The sequence below is a fragment of the Pseudomonas sp. TE21435 genome, assembly GCF_056279265.1.
In genome coordinates this window covers 2,330,191-2,353,419 of the sequence record NZ_JBWBQZ010000001.1, presented here as the reverse complement: position 1 = coordinate 2,353,419, position 23,229 = coordinate 2,330,191, and the positions used below count along the sequence as shown (strand labels likewise).

The window sequence follows — 23,229 nt, the reverse complement described above, 5'->3', positions numbered from 1 at the left end:
ACTTGCCCCGCGATGCGTTTGACGGTTAACAAAACATAACGTCCCGCTCGTTGTTTTCTGTCGGACAAGCCCGATACGATGGCCAGAAGCTATTCCAGGCCTCTGGACCAGGGGTTTCGGCAGTGCCTGGCAATAGATTGACCCACCACAAGAACACAACAGGGGGCAGTCATGAGAGAGCGGACAACGCCACGCCGCAAGCTGGCGGCAGGCGCGATGCTGGCACTGGTACTGGGCATCGGCGCCGGCAATGCCGAGGCGGCGGTGGCCGCCGAGGAATACTCGGTGGAGTCGGCCAAGGCCAGCCAGAGCCTGTTGATCGGCGCCACCCACGCCGGCCAGCGCCTGGTGGTGGTCGGCGATCGCGGCCATATCCTGTTCTCCGACGACCAGGGCAAGACCTGGACCCAGGCCCGGGTGCCCACCCGGCAACTGCTTACCGCGGTGTTCTTCCTCGACGACAAGCGCGGCTGGGCGGTCGGCCATGACGCCCAGATCCTCGCCAGCAACGACGGCGGCGCGACCTGGAGCAAGCAGTTCGAAGACCTGTCCCGCGAAGCGCCCTTGCTCGACGTGCGCTTCATCGACGCGCAGCATGGCTTTGCCGTGGGCGCCTATGGCGCGCTGCTGGAGACCACCGATGGCGGCCAGCACTGGCAGGACGTCGCCGAGCGCCTGGACAACCCCGACCAGCTTCACCTCAACGCCATTACCCAGGTGAAGGACGCTGGCCTGTTCATCGTCGGCGAGCAGGGCAGCATGTTCCGTTCCAGCGATGCCGGCCAGAGCTGGACAACGGTGCAGGGCCCCTACGAGGGCTCGCTGTTCGGTGTGATCGGTACCACCCAGTCCAACACGCTGTTGGCCTACGGCCTGCGCGGCAACCTGTTCCGCTCCACCGATTTCGGCGACAGCTGGCAGCCAGTCGAGCTCAAGGCCGAACGCGGTCCGCTCGAATTCGGCCTGGCAAGCGCTACGCTTCTCGAGGACGGCAGCCTGGTGCTGGTTGGCAATAGCGGCAGCGTGCTGCGCAGCCATGACGACGGGCAGACCTTCAGTGTGCGCAACCGCGCCGACCGCATCGCCCTGTCGGGTGTGAGTGGCCTGGGCGGTGGCGGCCTGTTGCTGGTCGGGCAAGGGGGCGTGCACCTGGCCTCGGCCGACGGTACCCAGGAGGTGCGTCCATGACCAGCCGGGAGAGCTTCGACATGCAGCACAAGGACAAGGCCACCCTGCTGGAACGCCTGATTTTCAACAACCGCCCCGTGGTCATCGCCATCTGCCTGCTGGTGAGCGTTTTCCTGTTCTGGCAGGCCACACAGATCCGCCCGTCCACCAGTTTCGAGAAGATGATCCCGCTGCAGCATCCGTTCATCGAGCAGATGATGGAGCACCGCAACGACCTGGCCAACCTCGGCAACACCGTGCGCGTCTCGGTGGAGGCGGTCAATGGCGACATCTTCGACAAAGACTACATGGAGACACTGCGCCAGATCCATGACGAGGTGTTCTACATCCCCGGCGTCGACCGCGCCGGGCTGAAGTCGCTGTGGAGCCCGAGCGTGCGCTGGAGCGAGGTCACCGAAGAGGGCTTCTCCGGCGGCGAGGTGATCCCCAATACCTACAATGGCTCCCAGGACAGCCTCGACACCCTGCGCGACAACGTGCTCAAGTCAGGCCAGGTGGGGCGCCTGGTGGCCAACAATTTCAAATCCAGCATCATCGACATCCCGCTGCTGGAGAACCATCCCGACCCGCAGGATCCGGGGCGCCAGGTCAAGCTCGACTACCAGCAGTTCTCCCACCAGCTGGAAGAGAAGATCCGCGACAAGTTCCAGGCACAGAACCCCAACGTGAAGATTCACATCGTCGGTTTCGCGAAGAAGGTCGGTGACCTGATCGACGGGCTGGTGATGGTGGCGATGTTCTTCGGCGTGGCGCTGGTGATCACCTGGGCGCTGCTGTACTGGTTCACCTGGTGCATCCGCAGCACCATCGCCGTGCTCATCACCACCCTGGTGGCGGTGGTCTGGCAGCTGGGGCTGATGCATGCGGTGGGCTTCGGCCTGGACCCGTACTCGATGCTGGTGCCGTTCCTGATCTTCGCCATCGGTATCTCTCATGGCGTGCAGAAGATCAACGGCATCGCCCTGCAGTCCAGCGACGCCGACAACGCCCTGACCGCAGCGCGGCGCACGTTCCGCCAGTTGTTCCTGCCGGGGATGATCGCCATCCTCGCCGACGCCGTGGGCTTCATCACCCTGCTGATCATCGACATCGGGGTGATCCGCGAGCTGGCCATCGGCGCCTCGATCGGTGTGGCGGTGATCGTGTTCACCAACCTGATCCTGCTGCCGGTGGCGATCAGCTACGTCGGCATCAGCCAGAAGGCCATCGCCCGCAGCAAGAAGGATGCGACCCGCGAGCATCCGTTCTGGCGCCTGCTGTCCAACTTCGCCAGCCCCAAGGTGGCGCCGGTATCGGTGGTGCTGGCGCTGCTGGCCTTCGGCGGCGGCCTCTGGTACAGCCAGAACCTGAAGATCGGCGACCTCGACCAGGGCGCGCCGGAGCTGCGCCCGGACTCGCGCTACAACCAGGACAACAGCTTCATCATCAGCAATTACTCGACCAGTTCCGATGTGCTGGTGATCATGGTCAAGACCCCGGCCGAGAGCTGTTCGATCCACTCGACCATGGCGCCGATCGACGAGTTGATGTGGACCATGGACAACACCCCGGGGGTGCAGTCGACCATCTCCCTGGTGACCGTTTCCAAGCAGGTCATCAAGGGCATGAACGAGGGCAGCCTGAAATGGGAAACCCTGTCGCGCAACCCGGATATCCTCAACAACTCCATTGCCCGGGCCGACGGCCTGTACAACGCCGACTGCTCGCTGGCACCGGTGCTGGTATTCCTCAACGACCACAAGGCCGAGACGCTGGAGCGGGTCACCGCCGCGGCCAAGGCCTTCGCCGACAGCCACAGCAAGGACGGCCTGCAGTTCCTCCTGGCGGCGGGTAATGCTGGCATCGAGGCCGCCACCAACGAGGTGATCAAGTCGGCCGAGCTGACCATCCTGATCCTCGTGTACATCTGCGTGGCGGTAATGTGCATGATCACCTTCCGCTCGTTCGCCGCGACCTTGTGCATCGTCCTGCCGCTGGTGCTGACTTCGGTACTGGGCAACGCGCTGATGGCCTTCATGGGCATTGGCGTGAAGGTCGCCACGCTGCCGGTGGTGGCGCTGGGCGTGGGCATCGGCGTGGACTACGGCATCTACATCTACAGCCGCCTGGAGAGCTTCCTGCGCGCCGGCCTGCCTTTGCAGGAGGCCTACTACGAGACCCTGCGCTCCACCGGCAAGGCGGTGCTGTTCACCGGCCTGTGCCTGGCCATCGGCGTGTGCACCTGGATCTTCTCGGCGATCAAGTTCCAGGCCGACATGGGCTTGATGCTGACCTTCATGCTGCTGTGGAACATGTTCGGCGCCCTGTGGCTGCTGCCGGCGCTGGCGCGGTTCCTGATCAAGCCAGAGAAATTGGCGGGCAAGGAGGGCGGGTCGATCTTCGCCCATTGATCCTCAGCAAGGGGCCGCTGCGCGGCCCAATCGCCGGCAAGCCCACAGGTATGCGCTGGCCTTGAAGATGGCGCGATCTTTGTGGGAGCCGGCTTGCCGGCGATTGGGCTGCGGAGCAGCCCCATGGCTATAATGACTGCCCAATTTCCCGGATATCCCCATGACCCTCGCCACTGCCCTCGCAGCCTGCGACATGCTCCTGATCGACGGCCTGCACGCCTTCGACTTCACCCTCGACGAATCCGGTCTCACCATCGAATGCATGGACGGGCGCCAATTGCGCCGCTGGACCTTCACCCCCGAGCAGATCGCCGCCGCCACCGGCGCGGGCGACGACTGGAGCCTGGCCACTGATGAAGGCGAGCATCGTCTAGTCTGTATGAGTGCCTTTCGTGCCCCGGATGAAGAAGACGATGAACAGGAAATGGACACGCCTGCTGACCGCTAGCCTCATGGCTTTGTCAGTCAACGCCCAGGCCGCCACGTTGCTGGTGGGCAGCTACACCGACAACGGCAGCGAAGGGATCTACCGCTACGACTTCAACGCTCGCACTGGCCAGATCGACGCCAAGCCCCGGCAGGTGGTCAAGAGTGTCAGCCCCTCGTGGCTAGTGCTGTCTGCAGACCAGCGCCAGCTGTTCGCCGTCAATGAAACGCCCAAGGGCAATGTCAGCAGCTTCTCGCTGGACGGCAAGGGCGAGATCAAGCTGCTGAACCAGGTGCCCAGCCAGGGCGACGAGCCGACTCACGCCAGCCTGAGCCATGACCAGCGCTACCTGTTCGTCGCCAACTACGCCGTCGCTCCCGACCCCGGTGGCAGCCTGGTGGTGATCCCGGTGGCCAGGGACGGTAAGCTCAAGCCGGTGGTACAGCAGGCCCGGCACACGCCAAGCAAGGTCGACCCCGAGCGCCAGGCCGGTGCCCATGTGCATTCGCTGGTGCTGTCGCCCGATGGCCGCCACCTGTATGCCTGCGACCTGGGCGCGGACAAGGTGTTCATCTACCGCTACGACGGTGCCAGCCCCGAGCATCCACTGAGCCCGGCGATTCCGCCGTCGGTGGCGTTGCCACCGGGCAGTGGCCCGCGCCATCTGCTGTTCGACGCCAAGGGCCGGCATGCCTACCTGACGCTGGAGATGAGCGCCGAGGTGGTGGTATTCGATGTGCAGGACGGTGCTCTGACCGAGCGCCAGCGCGTGCCGCTGACCGACAGCAAGGATGCAGCGGCCAGGGCCGCGGGCGGGCTGCACCTGTCGGCCGATGGCCGCTTCCTCTATGTCAGCAATCGCGGCACCGCCAACGAGATCGTGGCGTATGCGGTAGGCAAGGACGACGGCCAACTGAGACTGGTGCAGCGCCGGTCGGTGGAGGGCGACCATCCCCGCGAATTCGCGCTCGACCCCAGTGGCAACTACCTGCTGGTGGCGAACCAGAAGAGCAACCAGATCGTGGTCATGCGCCGCGATCCGCGCAGCGGCAAGCTGGGGGACACCGTGCAGAAGTTGGCGCAGCAGGCGCCTTCGGACCTCAAGTTCCTCGAATAATGGCAGGGGCTGAAAACCTCCGGCGTGGGAGCGGGCTTGCCCCGCGATGAGGCCGGCCCTGCGATCGCGGGGCAAGCCCGCTCCCACGTTGTTGCCCTCACGCCTTGATTATCAATAGCCATGATAATGGCTACTGCCGTAATGAATTTTTACAGGCGGACCTATCGGCGTAAGTTTTGAACCAAGGCCCCGACGGGCCAACGTCAACCACCGAAGTCGAGGTCTGCCAGCATGAACTTCAATCTCTTCCCACTCATCGCCGCCTCCGCCATCTCCGCCTCCGTCGTTCTGCCAGCCCATGCCCAGGCGGAGCAGCACGCGAAGGCGTCGAGCACCCACAGCTACACCCAGAAGTACCTGCAACAAAGCGCGCATTTCCATGCTGCCTTGAGCAAGCACTCCAATTGAGTGTGTAAAGGCATTGGTAATAGCACAAAGCCATGTGATTTAATTTGACGCTAAATTTTTGACTCGCCAAAGGGGCAGAGCATGATGTGGCGTATCACGGCGGTTGTGCTGTTGTTGATGTCCGCGCCGATTCTGGCGCTCTGAGCGACACGCTGTCTCACTTGGCCATCACGGCCTTGAACAGCGCCGATTCCAGCCAGCCCTGCAACCAGCTCCGCAGCCGCGGATAAGCCGCCTCGGCGAACCATTGCGGTTCGACCCCGGCAAACTGGCGCATCAAGGGCAGCAAGGCGGCGTCGGCCAGGCACGGGTGGTCGGCCAACAGCCAAGGCCGGTTTTCGAGCAGGCTTTCCAGCTCGGCCAGCCAGGGTTCGGCCTGGGTGCGGTAATGGGCCCGGGAATACTCTGGATAGCGCTCGGCATATTTGTACAGGTTCACCTGCGCCTTGAACGTGCTGTCGTTGCGGGCGATCAGCGCTTCGGCCTGGCGCGCCGCCGCCGGGTCGGCCAGCAGGCGCCAGTCATCGGGGTCGTGTCGGTCGAGCGCCCAGCGCATGATGTCGAGGCTTTCCTCCAGTACGCCATTCCCGCTATCGAGCACCGGCACCGTGCCCTTGGGCGACAGTGCCAGCAGTGCGGCGGGCTTTTCCTTCATCTTTACCTCGACCACCTGCACCTCGCACCCGGCGTAGCGCAGCGCCAGGCGTGCGCGCATGGCCCAGGGGCAGCGGCGGAACGAGTAGAGGATCACCCGCACACCTCGACATCGCTCAGGCCGTTGCCCTGGCGGCGCACCTTGATCTGCACCGGGATGCGCTCGTGCATCTCCTGCACGTGGGAGATTACCGCCACCTTGCGGCCCTGGGCCTGCAGGCCATCAAGGGCGTCCATGGCCAGTTGCAGCGACTCGGGGTCGAGGCTGCCGAAACCTTCGTCGATGAACAGCGATTCGATGCGCAGGGTGCTCGAGGCCATCGACGCCAGGCCCAGAGCCAGGGCCAGTGAGACCAGGAAGGTTTCGCCACCCGACAGCGAGTGCACCGAGCGCAGCTCGTCGCCCATCTCGGTGTCCAGCACCAGCAGGCCCAGGGCGCTGCCGCCACGCTTGAGGCGGTAGCGTTTGGCCAACTGGCGCAGCTGGCTGTTGGCGTGGTGCAGCAGCAGGTCGAGGTTGTAGCCCTGGGCGATCTTGCGGAACACATCGCCGGAGGCTGAGCCGATCAGCGCATTCAGCCGCGCCCAGCGCTGCCATTGCTGGTAAGCCTGCTCGATCTGCTCGGCCAGGGCCTGGCTGGCGTGCTGGCGGCGCTGGTCGTCGGCCTGGCGCGCGCGTAGCTCGGCGCAGCTTTGTTCTTGAACAGCCAACTGCTGCTGGAGCTCGCTTAGCGCTTGCTCCAGCTCTTCCACCGGCAACTCGCCGTGGGCCTGGCTGGCATGCTGCTGCAGGCGTTGTTCACGCTCCTGAAGCAGCACGCGGCCCTGCTCGATGGACTTCTCCGCGGTTTGCAGGTGCTGACGCAGTTCACCGAGCTGGGCATCGTCGATGGCCAGCAGGCGGTCAAGGCCGGCATCGTCCAGCTCAGGGTGCGCGCTGCGCCAGTGGGCGATCTCGCCCTGCAACTGCTGATGCTCCTGTTCCAGGGCCTGTTGGCGCTGCTGGTTGGCCTTGAGGTCGGCGGCCAGCTGCACGCTTTGGGTGTGCAGCGCTTGCAGTTTCTGGGCGCAGTCGGCCTCGGCGCTGCGCGCCTGTTCCAGCTGGGTGTCCATGTACTTTTGCCAGGCTTCGGCGCTGGGCTGTTCACCGAGCAGCTCGCCCAGGGTGGCGCGGGCCTGCTGGTGTTGCTCGTCCAGCGCGGCGAGTTTCTGTTGCAGTTGCTGCTGCCCTTGCAGGCGTGCCTGTTGCTGGTCGCGCAGCTTGTCGAGCTGGACTTGACGGGCCTGTTTCTCTTCCTGCTCGTCCTTGCGCAGGTCGAGCTGCTGACGGCGCTGGGCGATCTGCTGGTCGAGGCTGATGAAAGCGTTGGACGGGTCGTCGCGCAGGGCCTGGAGAATATCCTGGGGCAGCACGCTGTCCAAGCCGTCGAGGCTTTGTTCCAATTGCTGGGCGTCGGCGGCCAGGGCCTGGTGTTGCTGGTCGAGGTGACGCTGCGCCTGTTGCTGGGCTTCGCCTGCGGTCTGCAATTGCTGGGTGAGGCGCGCGGCATCCTTTTGCAAGGTGAGCAGGGCGCCCTGGCGTTTCTCGTCGCGCTCGATTTCCTCGCCGAGTCGACGTAACTGGCCATCGAGCCACTTGCCGCGGGCAGCGTCGTCCTGCGGGGCAAGTGCCGGCCACAGGGCGTGGGCCTGGACCTGTTCGATCACAGGTTGCAACTGCTCGCCGAGCTGCTGCTGCTGTTGCTGGTAATCCTTGAGCTGGGCATTGACCACGCCCAGTTCGGTGCGCAGTTCCACCAGCTTGCCATTGAGCTGCTCGACTTGCTTGTGCGCCGCCTCTTCCTCGGCCTGGTCGTGCCGACCAAGGCTGTGCAACAGCGCTTCGGGCTGGTGGAACGGGTGTTCGGCGCTACCGCAGACCGGGCAAGGCTCGCCGTCGCGCAGTTGTGCGCGCAGCTCCTCGACGCTGGTGTTGCGCGCCAGGCGCTGGCGTTCGAGCAATTGACGGGTGAGGGTCAGCGCTTGCTCTGCGCTTTCCAGCTCGGCCTTGGCCGCGGTGCCTTCGCCGATCAGTTGCTGGCGCCGCTGCATGGCTTGCTGCTGGCGTTCACGCAGGGCGGCGAGGGCCTGGCGCAGTTCCTGCTCGCGGCCATGCAGGCGGCTCAGCTCTTCGACGGCGCGCTGTTGCTTGCGGTTGTCCTGAAGCATGGCGCCGAGCAGATCGACCTGCTCGGCCAACGCATGGGGTTCGGCACCGGCTTCGCGGAACAGCAGTTCGAAATGCTCGCGTTGCGCTTGCAGTTGGGCGTTGGCCTGGCTGGCCTGGGCCTGCAGCCCGGGCAGCTCTTCGCGGCCCTTGGCCAGGCGGCCGCCGATCAGCATGACCTGCTTGAGTTGCGGCAGATAGGCCTGCCAGGCGTCGGCGAGGCCGCCCAGGTGCTGGCTTTCGGCCAGGGCGGCATCGATCTGCGACAACTGCTGCTGGCTGCGCTGCTGATGGTCTTCCAGCTGTTGCAGTTGCTGCTGTCCTGCGCTGGCCTCCTGCTCGGCCTGGTTACAGGCTTCGCGCTGCGCGGCGAGGTCTTTGTCCAGACGTGCGATGTCACCTTGAGCGGCGAAGGCCTGGCGCAGGCGCGGTGCATTGTCGCCTTGCAGGGCTTGCTGCCGGGCCAGGTGCTGGCGGGCTGCCTCGAGGGCCTGCTGCTGTGTGTCGATATTTTGCTGCAGATCGCTTTGCTGGCGTTGTTGCTGGTCGATATCCGCCTGCACCGGGGCCAGTTGCGCGGCCAGGTGCTGTTGGCGATGGAATTGGTGGCGCTGGGGCGCCAGGCGCTCCAGGCGTTGCAGGTCGACGCGCTGCTCGGCCAGTTGCTGCCACGCCTGCTCGGCGGCTTGCAGGGCAGTGCCGGCCTCATGGTGCTGGACTTGCAGGCGCTGCTGTTCTTCGAACCAGGTGCGCTGTTGCTCGAGCAGGCGCTGGCGCGCCTGCTCGGCCTTGAACTGTTGCTGGGCCTGTTCCAGTTCCTGGTCGAGGGTGGCGCGGGCTTCGGCGTCCATCGGCAGCAGGTGCTCGGCCTGTCTCTTCAGGTCGTTGTGAACCTCGCCGGTTTCCCGAGCCTTGCTGAACGCGCGCTGGCCGAGGCGGGTGTAGATCGCCGTATTGGTGAGCTTTTCCAGCAACTCGCTGCGCTCACGGTCGTCGGCCTTGAGGAACGCGCCGAACTCGCTCTGGGCGAGCATCACTGCACGTGTGAACTGCTCGAAGTTCAGGCCCAGGCGAGCCTCGACCAGTTGCTTGTATTCGTTCTTGCCACTACCCAGCAACTGCTCGCTGTCCAGGTCGTAGAGGCTCTGGCGGCTGTTCTGCAGCTTGCCGGTGGCTTTCTCGCGGGCGCGGTTGGCTTCCCAGCGGGCACGGTAGCGGCAGCCGTCGATGCCGATGAAATCCACTTCGGCAAAGCCGCTGCCGGTACCTCGGCGTAGCAGGTTGCGTGGATCGGAGGTGGGGATCTCGCTGTCGGCATCCGGCACCTTGGCTTCCCGGGCGATATCATTCAGCCGTGGCACGTTGCCGAACAGGGCCAGGCACAAGGCGTCGAGCAGCGTGCTCTTGCCGGCTCCGGTCGGCCCGGTGATGGCGAACAAGCCGGCGCTGGCCAGGGGCTCGGCGGTGAAGTCGATGTCGAGGGGGCCGGCAAGGGAGGCCAGGTTCTTCAGGCGGATGGCGAGAATCTTCATGGTCGTTCCTCTTCTTGCAGCACGTCCTGCAGCAGCTCGGCAAAGTCGGCCAGGGCCTGCTCGTCGGCGGGGTTGCCGTACTGTTGCTGCCAGGCACGGCCGAACAGGTCCTGCGGGGTCAGCTGCGCCAGTTCGACAAAGGCTTGTTCATCCTCCTCCTGGCGCCCGACGCCGGCATACTCGGCGCTGATGCGCACCAGGCGCACAGCCTTGCCCTGCAGGGCTGTCTCGATCTGCTGGCGCAGGTCGGGCTGCGGCTCGTCCAGGCTTACCCGCACCTCCAGCCAGGGTTGGCGGTTGGGGTCCTCGAGCAGGTCGATCACCGGCAACTGCCCCAGTTGTCCGAGCAACTCGCCCAGCGGTGCCGGGCCGACCCGCTGCAGGGCCACGGCACGCGGCACCGGGCGCGGCTCGACGCTGATCAGGTCGGTGCCCTCCAGCTCCACTTCCAGCACCTGGTGCGGGTAGTTGATCTCGGCGAACGACAGCGGGATCGGCGCGCCGCTGTAGCGGATGCGATCCTCGCGGTTGACCTTCTGCGGCTTGTGCAGATGACCCAGGGCGACATAGCTGATGGCCTTGTCGAACAGCCGCGCTGGCAGCGCCTCGGCATTGCCGATGATCAGGCTGCGTTCGGAGTCTTCCGAGATGCTGCCGCCGGCCATGTGCGCATGGCTGATGGCGACCAGCGCCTGGTCCTTCTTGCGTTTCTTCTGCGCCGCCGCGATCAACTGCTCGTGGACCTGAGTGATGCCCTGCAGGTAGTCGTCACCCAGCGCCGGCCCGGTGACTTCGGCGGGACGCAGGAAGGGCAGGGCCAGGCACCAGGCGCCGACCTTGCCGCGGGCGTTGGTCAGCGGGATCAGCAGGCGCTCGGCGTCCAGCTGGCCTTCGTCGAGCCAGTGCACGCGGCCCAGGGCGTGGGTGCGCAGGCGGCGCATCAGTGGCGCCGGCAGCTCGATGCGCGAGCCGGAGTCGTGGTTGCCAGCAATCATCACGATATCCAGCTTGGGCTGTTGCTCGTGGGCCTGGACGATGAAGTCGTAGAGGCGCTCCTGGGCTTTGACCGGCGGATTGACGGTGTCGAAGATGTCGCCTGCGATCAGCAGCGCGTCGGGCTGGCGCAAGCGCAACTGGCCGAGCAGCCAGTCGAGGAAGCAGGCGTGTTCGAAGTCGCGTTCCTGGCCGTGCAGGCTCTGGCCCAGGTGCCAGTCGGAGGTGTGAAACAGACGCATGGAAGATCCGTAGGGTAAGCGGCAGGGGGCGTTTGGATTCGGGCGGTATGGTAACTCATCGGGAGGTAAGCACCGAGTGTCGTCCCACCTGTGTCTGGCGAAAGAGTCGCAGCGCCTGTGAGATCGAGCGCCGCCCGCGCGGCGCATCGCGGATGAATCCGCTCCTACATTCGTTGCAACGTACCGAACCTGTCAGGCCATGGTTGCCAGCCTTGGCGCAGGGCGCAAGACAGGTGGGGCGCCGGCAATGCCCACTGAAAAATCGCGTCGAGAGCACAAGGCTTACAACCATGGCCTATCAGGCATGGTCACGCTGCAACAAATGTAGGAGCGGATTCATCCGCGATGCGCCGCGCGGGCGGCGCTCGATCTCGAAAGCGCTTCAAGGCTCAAGGCATGCTTGGCTACTTGGGATACAGCGGTGGCAAGCTACTGGCCTCACCCGTTGGCGCCAGCACCTGCTCGGCCGGCGGTATGGCACCGATCGCCCGCCACAGCTCGTCGCCATGCCAATACTGGCCGCTCTCGCTGTACAACGCACCGTTCAACCCATCCAGCGCATCGGACAACGGCACGAAACGCGCCGCCATCTCGGCCAGGGTTTCCGGCTGCTGTCGCGCCCAGGCGTCCAGCGCCTGGCGGGTGGCCTGCGGGTCGTTGGCCTGGCAGGCGCGCTTGAGGTCGTCGAGCAGCGTGCGTGGGCTCGGGCCAGTCTGCGCCGCCCGCAGTACCGCCGGTTGCGAACGGGCGCGCCACCACAGGGTGAAACCGAGCAGGGTAGTCAGCGCCAGCACCAACGTCGCCAGTTGCCAGGGCCAGAGCAGGCCTGGGGCCATGTTACTGTCGCCGGCCGGGGTGTCGGCGCTGAGCGCCGGATTGTCCTGCACGTTCAGGGTGCGTGCCGGCAGGCTGCTGTGCTCCAGGTGGTCCTCGCGGGTGTTCCACCAGGTCACCTCCAGCGCCGCCAAGGCCAGTTCGCCGCTGTGGGTTGGCACCAGTGCCTCGCGTTCCTCGCGGTTGGCGACCATGCCGCGCTCGCCGATCTCGTTGCGCAGCAACGGCTGGTCGGGGTAGCGGCGCAGGCCGATTGCCTCGGTGGCCGGCAACGGCGGCAGTTGGGTGCTTGAAAGGCCTTCGGCGCGCACGCTGATGTTGCGGGTCAACGAGTCGCCGATCTGCGTCGGCTGGTTGTTCGGGTCGGGGTTCCAGTGTTCTTCAAGGGTCAGGCTGCGTGCCGGCAGCCAGGGGCGGTCGGCCGGGTAGCCGGCCGGGATGGGCTTGACCGTCAGGCGCAACGGCAGCGAACTGACCTGCACCTGGCGACCGACCCTTGGCGTGCCGGCGGGTTGCTCGCCATTGTCGGCTGCGGTGGCGGTGAAGCGCAGCGGCGGCACGTCAAGGTTGCCGCTTTGCTGGGGGTAGATGGCGTAGCGGGTCTCGATCACCCCATGGCGCACGCCGTTGATTTCTTTCTCGTAGGTGCGCGACTCGCCCAGCGGGTCGACCTTGGCGTTCTCCAGTTGCAGCGGGCTGAGGTTGCTGTCGTCGTACAGCGCCACCGAATGGTAGATGCGCAGGGTCAGCACGGCCTGGGCTTGGACATAGACCGCGCTGCTGTCCAGGGTGGCCTCGACGAACACTTGCGACGCTGCGTCCGGGCGCTGGCTGTCGGCCTGCTGCACCTGCAGCTCGATGGCCTGGCTGCGTGACTGGCCCAGTTGCAGCTCGGGGATGCGCAGGCTGCCGCTGCGCCGGGGCAGCAGGGTGATGATCCAGCGGGTGCTGGCGCGGGTCTCGCCGTCGAGGGTGTGCAGGCTGTTGAGCTGGCGCGTGCCACGGACCTCGAAGTCGGGCTCAAGGGTGCGCAGGTCGGGCTTGCCGAACTGGGTCACGTCCTGGCTCTCGAGGGTGAGCTCCAGGGTTTCGCCGGCCTCGAGGCGCGTGCGGTCGACACTGGCCTGCAGGGTCGGTTCGGCCTGGGCCGCGAGGCTCCACAACAGGCCTAGGAGAAAGACGCCGAAGCGACTCATCGTGGGGTTTCCTGATGCAATTGCTGTTCATACCAGAATTTGCGCCGCAGCAGTTCCGCCGGATTATCGGGGATCTCCCGCAACCATTGTTCCAGGGCCTGGCGCTGTTCGGCGTCGAGGCTGGTGGAGAGCGGCCGCTGGGGCGGCTGGGTGATGCTGTCGTCATCGCCGCCGGCAGTGCCGGACGGGGCCTGGGAGTTGCCCTGGCTGTCACCGTTCTGCTGGCCTTGTGTCGGGTTGTCGCTGTCCGGCGTGCCCTGGGCCTGGCTGCTGGTCGAGCTGCTGTTGCCTTCGGTCTCGTTGCCGGGCGTGTCCCGGGCATCGGCGTTGTTCGGCTGTTCCTCGGCCTTGGCCTGGCGCTGTTGCAACAGTTGCTGGACCAGGGCCTGGTTGTCCAGCGCCGCTTTCAGGTCGGGTTGACGCTCCAGTGCCTGTTCGTAAGCGTCCAGCGCCGCTTCCAGTTCGCCGGCGCGGGCCAGGGCGTTACCTCGATTGTAGTGGGCGGCTGCCGTGCCGGCCTGGGCGAACGCGGCGGCGGCGCCTTCGAAGTCGCCGGCCTGGTACAGGGCCATGCCGCGCCACTGGCTGTCGGCGAAGTGCCGAGCGGCCTCGGCGGGGCGTTGCCGTTCCAGCAGGCGCTGGCCTTGCTGGTCGGGGCGCAGCCACAGGTCGTTGAACTCGAAGGCCTGGCTTGGCTGCGGCAGGGCCAGCAGCAGGGGGAGGCAGAACAGCCAGCCACGCCGGCCGGCGCAGGCGGCGAGCAGCAGCAAGGGCAGCAATAGCCAGTAGCCCTGGTCGGCCCAGCTGTCCAGTTGCAGGGTCTGGCCATCGTTGTGCAGCAAGCGTGGGTTGTCGAACAGGCCCAGGCCGCGCAGGTCGAGGTCGTCGATGCGGGCATGGCGATAGCGCCCGCCGGTCGAGCCGATGAAGGACTTCAGCGAGGCGCTGTCCAGGCGCGGCAAAAGGATGCCGCCCTGGTCGTCCTTGAGGTACTCGCCATTGGCCTGGCGCACTGGCGCGCCCTCGGCGCTGCCGACGCCCAGCATCAGCAGGCTCGGGCCCTGGCGGCCAAGGGCCTGGCGTATGCCTTCGCGCTCAAGCTCGCTCAGCGACGCGCCGATCAGCAGCAGGCGGCCTTGGCCCAGGCCGCTCTGGGCCAGCAGGGCCAGGCCCTTGCGCACGGCCAGGTCGGCGCGCTGGCCGGGCTGCGGCATGATTGTCGGGTCGACGGCCTCGAGCAGGTTGCGCGTGGTGCCGAGGTCATCGGACAACGGCACCAGGGTGTGGGCGCTGCCGGCATAGACGATCAACGCGGTCTGGCTGTCGCGACGGTGATCGAGCAGGTCGAGGACCTTGCGTCTGGCCTGCTCCAGGCGGTTCGGCGCGCTGTCCTCGGCGAGCATCTGCGGCGTCAGTTCGAGCAGGATCACCAGCGGGTCGGCCGGGCGCTGGCGCGTTTCCTCGAGGCGTTGCCAGCTGGGGCCGAGCAGGGCCAGGACGATCAGCAGCCAGGCCACGCCCAGGGCGATCCACGGCAGCTTGCTGGTGCTGCCGCTGCCGCCGCCGAGCAGTACCGCGTGAAACGGCTGCGGCAGGATCAACTGCCAGCGTCCGGCGCGTTTGCGCCGGTGCCAGAGCTTGAACAGCAGCCAGCCAAGCAGTGGCAGTACCAGCAGCCAGAGCGGGCGCAGCCATTGCGGCCAGAGTTCGATCATCGCCGCCTCCTCAGGCGCAGGCGTTTGAGGCGCTGTCGCCATTCCGGGTGGGGCTGCAGGAAGCGCGGTTTGCGCAGCAGGCGTTGCAGCAGGTTGTCCGGCCACTGCACGGCCACCACCAGCAGCACGCTGAGCAGCAGCGCCAGGGCCAGTGGCCAGGCGTACAGCTCATGGGCGGTGCGGGCCTGGGTCGGCTGCTGGGCCACTGGCTCGAGCTGGTCCAGGGTGTCGCCGATGGCACCCAGTTCGGCGCCGTCGTGGGCGCGGAAGTAGCTGCCGTGCGTGATTTCGGCGATCTCCCTGAGCGCGGCTTCGTCCAGGTCCAGGCTTGGGTTCAGCCCCAGCAGCCCCGGCGTGCCGCTGGCCTCGGGGTTGGCGCCGATGCCAATGGTGTAGATGCGCACGCCTTCCTGGGCCGCCAGGCGGGCGGCAGTCAGCGGGTGGATCTGCCCGCCGTTGTTGGCGCCGTCGGTGATCAGGATCAGCACCCGGCTCTGCGCCGGGCGCTGGCGCAGGCGTTTGACGGCCAGGCCAATGGCGTCGCCGATGGCGGTGTTCTTGCCGGCGATGCCGATCTGCGCTTCGTCGAGGAAGGTGCGCACGGTGCGTCGGTCGAAGGTCAGCGGGGCCTGCAGGTAGGCCTGGCTGCCGAACAGGATCAGGCCGACGCGGTCGCCCTGGCGGTCCTGCAGGAAGTCGCCCATCAGTGCCTTGACCAGGTCCAGGCGGCTGATCTCGTCGTCCTTCCACTGCATGTCGGGGTAGTCCATCGAGCCCGACACGTCCACCGCTACCAGCAGGTCGCGGCCGCTGGCCGAGACCGGTACCGGGTCGCCCAGCCATTGCGGGCGCGCCGCGGCCAGCAACAGCAGCAACCAGATCAGGATGAACGGCGCCTGCTGGCGCCAGGTTGGCAGGTTCAGGCGGGCACGGCGCCCGGCCAGGCCCTCGAGCTCGTCAAGGAAGCCGACCTTGAGCACCGGTTCGCCGCTGTCGGCTGCCGGCAGCAGCAGGCGCGCCAGCCAGGGCAGCGTCAACAGCAGGAAGATCCACGGCCAGGCCAGTTCAAACATGCTTGCGGATCCAGGTTTCGACCGCCTGGGCGAGCCCGGCGATGGCCTTGTCGTCGAGCTTGCACTCGGGCTTGTAGGCGCCTTCGACCAGCACCATCCAGCGGGTCAGGCCGGCGGCCGGGCAGCGGTTGTCGAGAAACGCCAGCCATTGCCGGCCATTGAGGGTATGGCTGTTGGCCCCCGGGTAGTGATTACGGCACAGACGTTTGAGCAGGGCGTTGATCTGCTGCAGCCAGGCCCCGGCGGGCGCCCCGTCATAGGGACGCGGCAGGCGCGCCAGTTCGGCCAGGGCCTCGATGCGGATCGGGTCCAGCGGCAGTTCGGCGCGCACCACCTTGTGCTTGCCCGGGCGCCAGTGGCGCAGGCGCCAGGCGCCCCAGCCGAGCAGGGGCAGCATGGCCAGCAGCAGCCACCAGCCGGGCGCGGGCGGCCACAGGCCGATGGCGGGTGGCGCGATCAGCGGCTGCAGCTGGTCCAGCGGGTTCATTTCGCGCCTCCCAGGCGCTGTGCATTCAGGTACTCACGCAACTGCTCGATCATCTCGCTTTGGGTGCTCAGCGGCATCAGCACCACGCGCAGTTTCTGCGCCAGCAGCTCCCAGCGCTCGATGCGCGCCTCGGCCTGCTGGCGGTAGGCCTGGCGCAGGTTGGCGTCGAGGGTGTCGAGCTCCAGCTGCGCGCCGCGCTGGGCGAAGCGCAGCAGGCCGGCGGCGGGCAGAGCGTGGTCGAGCGGGTCACTGACCGGCATCAAAAGCACGTCGCAGTGGCGCGAGAGCATGGCCAGGTGCTGCTCGACGCTGGCGCTGAGGGCGCGTTCGTCGCAGATGACGATGGCCAGGCTGCCCGGGCGCAGTACCTCTCGCGCCCGGCGCAGGGCAAGGCCCAGGCTGTCGGCCTGGGGCTGGGCCTCGGTGTGCAGGGCCTGGTTGATCTTGGCCAGGCGGTTGAGCAGTTGCAGCAGGCTCTGCTTGCTGCGCCTGGGCTTGACCTCATGGTGCTCGTTGTCGCCGAACACCAGCCCGCCGATACGGTCGTTGTGGCCCAGCGCGGCCCAGCCGAACAGGGCAGCGGCCTGGGCGGCCAGCACCGACTTGAACATCAATCCGGAGCCGAAGAACAGCCGCTGGCTCTGCTCGACCATGATGAAGATCGGCCGTTCGCGCTCTTCATGGAACAGCTTGGTGTGCGGCTCCTGGGTGCGCGCGGTGACGCGCCAGTCGATGTTGCGCACATCGTCGCCGGCCTGGTAGACCCGCACCTGGTCGAAGTCCACCCCGCGGCCACGCAGTTTCGAGTGGTGCAGGCCCACCAGCGGGCTGCGTTGGCCGGGCCGGGAGAACAGCTGGATCTCGCGCACGCGGTGGCGCATGTCGATCAGGTCGGCCAGGCCGATGCGGATGCCGGGTTCGGCCAGCTGCGTGGTGGGCATGGGGTCAGGCGACGGCGACGACGTCGAGGATGCGCTGGACCACGCGGTCCTGGTCGACCCCCGCCGCCTCGGCCTCGAACGACAGGATGATGCGGTGGCGCAGCACGTCGAACAGAACCGCCTGGATATCCTCGGGGCTGACGAAGTCGCGCCCGGCCAGCCAGGCGTGGGCGCGGGCGCAGCGGTCGAGGGCGATCGAGCCACGGGGGCTGGCGCCGTAGGCGATCCAGTCGGCCAGTTCGCTGTCGAACTTGGCCGGTGTGCGGGTGGCCATGACCAGTTGCACCAGGTATTCCTCTACCGCGTCGGCCATGTACAGGCCGAGGATTTCCTTGCGCGCGGCGAAGATCGCCTGCTGGCTGACCCGCCGCTCGGGCTTCACCTCGCCGCCCAGGGCCTCGCCCCGCGCTTGCAGGAGGATGCGCCGCTCGACGGCGGCATCGGGGAAGCCGATCTTCACGTGCATCAGGAAACGGTCGAGCTGGGCTTCGGGCAGCGGGTAGGTGCCTTCCTGCTCGATCGGGTTCTGCGTGGCCATCACCAGGAACAGCGGCGACAGCTCGTAGGTACTGCGCCCGACGCTGACCTGGCGCTCGGCCATGGCCTCGAGCAGGGCCGACTGCACCTTGGCGGGGTGCGCGGTTGATTTCGTCGGCCAGCACCAGGTTGTGGAAGATCGGGCCTTGCTGGAACACGAAGCTGCCGGTTTCCGGGCGGTAGATCTCGGTGCCGGTGATGTCGGCCGGGAGCAGGTCGGGGGTGAACTGAATGCGATGGAACTGGGCCTCGATACCCTCGGCGAGCTCCTTGATGGCCTTGGTCTTGGCAAGGCCCGGGGCCCCCTCGACCAGCATGTGGCCGTCGGCCAGGAGCACGATCAGCAAGCGCTCGACCAGTTTTTCCTGGCCGAGGATCTGGGAAGAGAGAAAGGTGCGCAGCGCGATCAGCGCCTCACGGTGTTCCATCGTTGACGGTTCCTGGGGATGGGCCCTGGCGCGCTGGGAGCGGATGCCGGGCGAGGGGTGATACTTTAATCCATCCGGGGGGGCGGGGACCAATGGGGGTTTGCAAAAAACGTGTAAAGGATGGGTTGGGGGAGCAAGGCTGTCCCGATCCCGATCCCGATCCCGATCCCGATCTTGCCGTTGCCGTTGCTCTTGCTTCTAAGTGCGCAATAGTTCAGGCGACACAAATTGCGACTTCAGGAGGCCGAACGGAGGGCTTGCGCAGGGAGGTGACGGGCATGGATGCCCGTCAAGCGCCGATCAGGCCATGGATGGCCCGTCGGCGCGTCCTCCCGGAGCGAGCCCGGAGTGAGGGGACCCCGGAGCGAAGCGTAGGGGCCGGATGATGGAGCGAGCGGCTTTTGCCTTCTTTTGCCCGCGTGCAAAAGAAGGTCGCCGTAAAGGCGAAAAGGTGACTGTGCGTCGACATGGCTAATGAATGCGCCTATAACTTTCAAAACACACGCTGTCAAATTCAAAGTCAATCGGCACCGGTTTTTATAGTTTTAAGTGCATTCATTTGCGATGTCGACGCACAGTCACCTTCCCGCCCTTACGGCGGGTCCCTTTTTGAAGGATCAAAAAGGAACCAAAAAATCCTCGCTCCATTCATCCGGCCCTCCGCTTCGCTCCGGGTCCCCTCACTCCGGCCTTGCTCCCGGGAGGACCGCGCTGAACGCCCCATCCTGGGGCGCAGCGCTTGACGGGCATCCATGCCCGTCACCTCCCTCCGCACGACCTCCGTTCGGCCTCCTGAAGTCGCGAAGTTACGGGCGGCGCCTGAACTGACGCAGCTGTCGCTAGGGACTACGCAGTTAATCTTGCGATCAAGATCAAGATCAAGATCAAGATCAAGATCGGATCGGATCGTGGCTTTGTTTAGTTCTTCGCCTTCGAATGCCGCCACCCTTGGTCAAAGAACGCAAACACCACCACCAGCACCCCGGCCACCGCCAATATCATCGCCACGCCATCGGTGGAATGAGTCGCGGAACCTGCCACCAGCGCCAGCCCACCCAACGGCGCCAGGCCACCGGCCACCGCGGTACCGACCTCTCGCCCGGTGCCGAACCCGGACGAGCGCGTCTGCGTGGGGAATTGCCGGCTGAGGAACGACCCCTGCGGGGCGAACATCATCGGCGCCAGGATCCCGGTGCCCACGGCGATGGCCAAGTAGATCATCATCGGCTCGCCAGTCGACAGCAGTTGCAGGAACGGGAAGGCAAACAGCGCCGACAGCACGCCACCGAGCATCAGCACGGTCTTGCTGCTCCACTTGTCGCACAGCCAGCCGAAGAACGGCACGGCGAAGATCGCCACCAGGCTGGCCAGGGTCACCGACAGCGAGGTGACATGCGCCTCGACGCCCTTGAACTGGGTCAGGTAGGCCAGCGAGAAGGTCTTGAAGATGTAGCTCAGGGCGTTGTAGCCCACCGCCACGAAGAACACCACGGCCAGGCCCTTGAGGTCGTTCCTGAACAGCAGCTTCAGCGGCGACACCTGCGGTTTGTCGTCGGCCTTGTCCAGCTCCTTGAAGTCCGGAGTCTCGGGGATGCTCTTGCGCACCCACAGGCCCACCGCCACCAGCGCGATACTGGCGATGAACGGGATGCGCCAGCCGCCGGCCAGCAGGAATTCGTTGCCGTTCATGGTCAGCAGGTACACGGTCAGCGACGACAGCAGCAAGCCCAGGTTCAGCCCCAGCGCCGGCCAGGCCCCCTGGCTGCCGCGCTTGCCTTCACTGGCGTGTTCGTAGGAGGTGACTGCCGCGCCGGACAACTCGGCACCGGCGCCCAGGCCCTGGATGATGCGGATGATCACCAGCAGGATCGGCGCCCAGATGCCAATGGTTGCGTAGCCGGGGATCAGGCCGATCAGCATGGTGCACAGACCCATCATGCAGAAGGTGATCACCAGCACATGCTTGCGCCCGAAACGGTCGCCCAGGTAGCCGAACAGCACGCCGCCGAACGGGCGGGCGATGAAGCCGATGGCGAAGGTGGAGAACGCCAGCAGCGAGGCCACCGCCGGGTTGCTCGGGTCGAAGAAGATCTTCGAGAAGACGATCGCGGCCATGGTCGCGTAGAGGTAGAAGTCATACCACTCCAGCATCGAGCCGAAGATGGTCGCCGCCGCCACCTTGCGCAGGCGCTTGCGTTGTTGCTCTGGGGTTTCGGGCGCGGTCGGGGCCGTCTCGTATACCGACATCTGAGGTTTCCTTGTTGTCTTTGTAGTTGTGGATGCAGCAGGTGCTTCAGCGGGCCTCGAGGATCTTTTCGGCGATCATCTGGCCGATGGGGATGGCCGAGGTGGCGGCCGGCGACGGTGCGTTGCACACGTGCACCATGCGCGGCGTCTCGGCGAACAGGAAGTCGTGCACCAGGGTGCCGTCGCGCATCACCGCCTGGGCGCGGATGCCGGCCTCATAGGGCAGCAGATCCTCGACTTGGAGCGACGGGCAGTACTTGCGGCACTGCTCCAGGTAGCCACGCTTGAACAGTGAGTTCTTCATCTCGGCGGTGCCGGAACCGAGGTTGTTCCAGATGGTTTTCCAGAAGCCGGGGAAGCGTGCGTACTCGGCGACGTCGCGCCAGTTCACCGAGAACTTGCGGTAGTTTTCCCGGCCAAAGCCGAGCACTGCGTTGGGGCCGACGGTGACGCTGCCGTCGATCATCCGCGTCAGGTGCACGCCAAGGAACGGCAGCTCCGGATCGGGAATCGGGTAGATGAGGTGGTTGACGATCTGGTTCTTGCTCGCCGGCAAGCGGTAGTACTCGCCGCGGAAGGGGATGATCTGGTGGTCGATCTTCACCCCGGCCAGGCGCGCCAGGCGGTCGGACTGCAGGCCGGCGCAGGCCACCAGCTGGCGGGCGCGCCAGGTGTTGCCGTCGGTGCTGACCGCGACATGATCGGCATGCTCCTGGATGGCGCGCACGGCGGTGGACAGGCGCACTTCGCCCCCGGCCTGGCGAATCACCTTGGCCATGGCGTCACATACCTGCTGGTAGTCGACGATACCGGTGGCATCGAGGAACAGCGCGCCCTTGCCGACGATGTTCGGCTCGCGTTCACGCAGGGCGCCGGCGTCCAGGCGCTCGACTTTCAGGCCGTTCTGCTGCGAACGCTCGTACAGCGCCTGCATGCGCTGCACCTCCAGGTCATTGGAAGCCACCAGCAGCTTGCCGCAGACCTCGAAGGCGATGCCGTGCTCGGTGCAGAAGTCCTTGGTGGCCTGGGCACCGCGCTTGCACAGGTCGGCCTTGAGGCTGCCGGGTGCGTAGTAGATACCGGCATGGATCACGCCGCTATTGTGGCCGGTCTGGTGGCGGCCGAGGCTGGCCTCCTTTTCCAGGATCAGCAGCGAGGCGCCGGGGCGACGGGTGAGCAGGGCCATCGCGGTGGCGAGGCCGACGATGCCGCCGCCGATGATGCAATAGTCGTAAGTCATGCAGGGTACCTTGGAATTCTTGTCGGTGAATCTGCTTATCAGGTTGTCAGACTAAGTAGTGCGCGTAAAACCTCGCCAGGCTGCGATAGGAGTCTCCAGAATCAGTCGAGGTCGGGAAGATCGAGTTTCAGGCGCTTGGCCGAAGCGCGCAGATGGGCCTCGGCGCAGGCGGCGGCCGCCTGCCGATCACCGTCGGCAATGGCCTGGTACAGCGCCCGGTGCTCACGGAGCGCGTCGGCCGAACCGCCCACGGCCGGGGTGGCGGAGTTTTCCCAGGCGGTGCGGCGCGCGGCGGCCAGCTGGCCACCGAGGAAATCGTGGAAGGCGACGAAGTAGTCGTTCTTGCCGGCGTCGGCGATGGCACGGTGAAAGGCCACATCAGCGGCCGCGGCGGTGGCAAAGTCGCTGCGCGGGTCTTCCATGGTGCCCAGGGCCGCGGCCATGCGCTGCAGGTCGTCGGCGTCGCGGCGGCGAGCGGCGATGGCGGCGGCCTGGGTCTCGATCCACAGGCGCATCTCGAACATCTGCACCAGGTCCGGCTTGCGCCCGTTGCTGCCGGGGAAGCGGAACACCGTGCCGTTGGGGGTCTGCGAGATGTACGAACCGAGCCCGCGGCGAGCGATCAGCACGCCATCGGCCTTGAGCTGCGCCACGGCCTCGCGCACGACCGAGCGGCTGACATTGAGCTGTTCGGCCAACTGCTGTTCGGTGGGCAGGCGCGACTCGGCGGCCAGGCGGCCGGCATCGATCTCGGCGCGAATGGCGCTGACGACGCGTTCAACGAGGGTGTCGGGGCGCTGTAGCTCTAGCATGGACGTGCGGGTGCCTATTGGTCAGGTTGTCAGACAATGCCTGCTCGCACGTTCGGCTGTCAATGGTGTTGTGCCTTCATCGCGGAAGACTCAAGCCCCCGCGAGGAGGCCCGAATGACCGGTCTAGACCTCGGACACGAAGGTCCCGGTGCCGTCGAGGATGTTGCGCAAGGTCAGCGCGACTTCCTCCAGGTCGCTGCCCGAGGTAGTCAGGATGATCTCCAGTTCCTCGTCGCCCTTCAGCGCGTCGCGATCCCCGGCCGCCACCTCGATCAGCAGGCGGGTGGCGCTCAAGGTCACCTTCAGCCCGTCCAGCGTCGACGGCTCGTCGTCCAGGGTCAGGTCGACGGTGTCCTCGTCCGGGTAGCGGGTCAGCAGGAACATCTGGCCCTTGTCGCTGTGGCAGCACAGGGTCGCCATGTTGTCTTCCTCGTCGTCGCAGGGGGTGGCGAAGAGCAGGGCGGTTTTCAATTGCATGGCGCACTCGGATCAATGGAAATGAAAAGGAATTCTGACAGCCTTGCGCACACTGATAAACGTAAAGTTACCGCGCATTGACCGA

Annotated in this window: 17 protein-coding genes and 1 pseudogene; 5 read left to right on the top strand and 13 right to left on the bottom strand. The window is 66.1% G+C overall.

All coding sequences use genetic code 11. The features are described from left to right. Positions 1 to 171 precede the first annotated feature (171 nt). The 5 genes from ACZ9C1_RS10550 to ACZ9C1_RS10530 all read left to right on the top strand — a co-directional run bounded on the left by ACZ9C1_RS10550 (position 172) and on the right by ACZ9C1_RS10530 (position 5,530). Entirely contained in the window at positions 172 to 1,188 is a 1,017-nt protein-coding gene (locus tag ACZ9C1_RS10550) for a WD40/YVTN/BNR-like repeat-containing protein (RefSeq protein ID WP_457378931.1), read from the top strand. Continuing rightward, positions 1,185 to 3,578: an efflux RND transporter permease subunit gene (locus ACZ9C1_RS10545; RefSeq protein ID WP_102685351.1), complete on the top strand. Its 2,394-nt coding sequence runs from the start codon at positions 1,185 to 1,187 to the stop codon at positions 3,576 to 3,578. The genes ACZ9C1_RS10550 and ACZ9C1_RS10545 overlap by 4 nt, the downstream gene beginning before the upstream one ends. A gap of 160 nt (positions 3,579 to 3,738) precedes the next feature. Beyond that, positions 3,739 to 4,026 carry a DUF5629 family protein gene (locus tag ACZ9C1_RS10540; RefSeq protein ID WP_258600231.1) on the top strand — a complete coding sequence of 96 codons (288 nt, stop codon included), beginning with the start codon at positions 3,739 to 3,741 and terminating at the stop codon, positions 4,024 to 4,026. Beyond that, positions 3,992 to 5,122, top strand: a complete 1,131-nt coding sequence (locus ACZ9C1_RS10535; protein ID WP_277505142.1) for a lactonase family protein — start codon at positions 3,992 to 3,994, stop codon at positions 5,120 to 5,122. The genes ACZ9C1_RS10540 and ACZ9C1_RS10535 overlap by 35 nt, the downstream gene beginning before the upstream one ends. Before the next feature lie 231 nt (positions 5,123 to 5,353). Further along, positions 5,354 to 5,530 carry a hypothetical protein gene (locus ACZ9C1_RS10530; RefSeq protein WP_277505140.1) on the top strand — a complete coding sequence of 59 codons (177 nt, stop codon included), beginning with the start codon at positions 5,354 to 5,356 and terminating at the stop codon, positions 5,528 to 5,530. Between the two features lie 157 nt (positions 5,531 to 5,687). Here ACZ9C1_RS10530 and ACZ9C1_RS10525 read toward each other — a convergent pair whose 3' ends face one another. The 13 genes and pseudogenes from ACZ9C1_RS10525 to ACZ9C1_RS10465 form a co-directional block, all read right to left on the bottom strand. Next, a complete protein-coding gene (locus ACZ9C1_RS10525) occupies positions 5,688 to 6,281 on the bottom strand; it encodes a glutathione S-transferase (protein ID WP_277505139.1) in 594 nt (197 codons plus the stop codon). Beyond that, positions 6,278 to 9,922, bottom strand: coding sequence for an AAA family ATPase (locus ACZ9C1_RS10520; RefSeq protein WP_476253960.1), 3,645 nt, complete (start codon positions 9,920 to 9,922; stop codon positions 6,278 to 6,280). Before ACZ9C1_RS10520 ends, ACZ9C1_RS10525 begins: the two co-directional genes overlap by 4 nt. Continuing rightward, on the bottom strand, positions 9,919 to 11,157 hold the full coding sequence (locus ACZ9C1_RS10515; protein ID WP_102685375.1) for an exonuclease SbcCD subunit D C-terminal domain-containing protein: 1,239 nt from the start codon (positions 11,155 to 11,157) through the stop codon (positions 9,919 to 9,921). Before ACZ9C1_RS10515 ends, ACZ9C1_RS10520 begins: the two co-directional genes overlap by 4 nt. Positions 11,158 to 11,561: 404 nt before the next feature. Then, positions 11,562 to 13,187: a BatD family protein gene (locus ACZ9C1_RS10510; RefSeq protein WP_457378946.1), complete on the bottom strand. Its 1,626-nt coding sequence runs from the start codon at positions 13,185 to 13,187 to the stop codon at positions 11,562 to 11,564. Then, a complete protein-coding gene (locus ACZ9C1_RS10505) occupies positions 13,184 to 14,902 on the bottom strand; it encodes a vWA domain-containing protein (protein WP_476253959.1) in 1,719 nt (572 codons plus the stop codon). The genes ACZ9C1_RS10510 and ACZ9C1_RS10505 overlap by 4 nt, the downstream gene beginning before the upstream one ends. Further along, positions 14,899 to 15,975, bottom strand: a complete 1,077-nt coding sequence (locus ACZ9C1_RS10500; protein ID WP_476253958.1) for a vWA domain-containing protein — start codon at positions 15,973 to 15,975, stop codon at positions 14,899 to 14,901. Before ACZ9C1_RS10500 ends, ACZ9C1_RS10505 begins: the two co-directional genes overlap by 4 nt. Beyond that, positions 15,968 to 16,462, bottom strand: a complete 495-nt coding sequence (locus tag ACZ9C1_RS10495) for a DUF4381 domain-containing protein (RefSeq protein ID WP_476253957.1) — start codon at positions 16,460 to 16,462, stop codon at positions 15,968 to 15,970. Before ACZ9C1_RS10495 ends, ACZ9C1_RS10500 begins: the two co-directional genes overlap by 8 nt. Next, positions 16,459 to 17,403, bottom strand: coding sequence for a DUF58 domain-containing protein (locus ACZ9C1_RS10490; RefSeq protein ID WP_102685379.1), 945 nt, complete (start codon positions 17,401 to 17,403; stop codon positions 16,459 to 16,461). Before ACZ9C1_RS10490 ends, ACZ9C1_RS10495 begins: the two co-directional genes overlap by 4 nt. Positions 17,404 to 17,407: 4 nt before the next feature. Beyond that, positions 17,408 to 18,368: pseudogene (locus tag ACZ9C1_RS10485) on the bottom strand (AAA family ATPase). Positions 18,369 to 19,286: 918 nt separating this feature from the next. Continuing rightward, positions 19,287 to 20,615 carry an MFS transporter gene (locus ACZ9C1_RS10480; RefSeq protein ID WP_277505129.1) on the bottom strand — a complete coding sequence of 443 codons (1,329 nt, stop codon included), beginning with the start codon at positions 20,613 to 20,615 and terminating at the stop codon, positions 19,287 to 19,289. 46 nt (positions 20,616 to 20,661) lie between these two features. Continuing rightward, complete coding sequence (gene lhgO / locus ACZ9C1_RS10475; protein WP_277505127.1) at positions 20,662 to 21,855, bottom strand: L-2-hydroxyglutarate oxidase; 1,194 nt, start codon at positions 21,853 to 21,855, stop codon at positions 20,662 to 20,664. A 101-nt stretch (positions 21,856 to 21,956) separates the two neighbouring features. Then, the gene (locus tag ACZ9C1_RS10470) at positions 21,957 to 22,667 is read right to left on the bottom strand and encodes a FadR/GntR family transcriptional regulator (protein WP_110704525.1); all 711 of its coding nucleotides are present in this window, start codon (positions 22,665 to 22,667) and stop codon (positions 21,957 to 21,959) included. A gap of 123 nt (positions 22,668 to 22,790) precedes the next feature. Then, positions 22,791 to 23,144 (bottom strand): hypothetical protein, encoded by a 354-nt coding sequence (locus tag ACZ9C1_RS10465; RefSeq protein WP_046854744.1) that lies wholly within the window; start codon positions 23,142 to 23,144, stop codon positions 22,791 to 22,793. Positions 23,145 to 23,229: the final 85 nt, after the last annotated feature.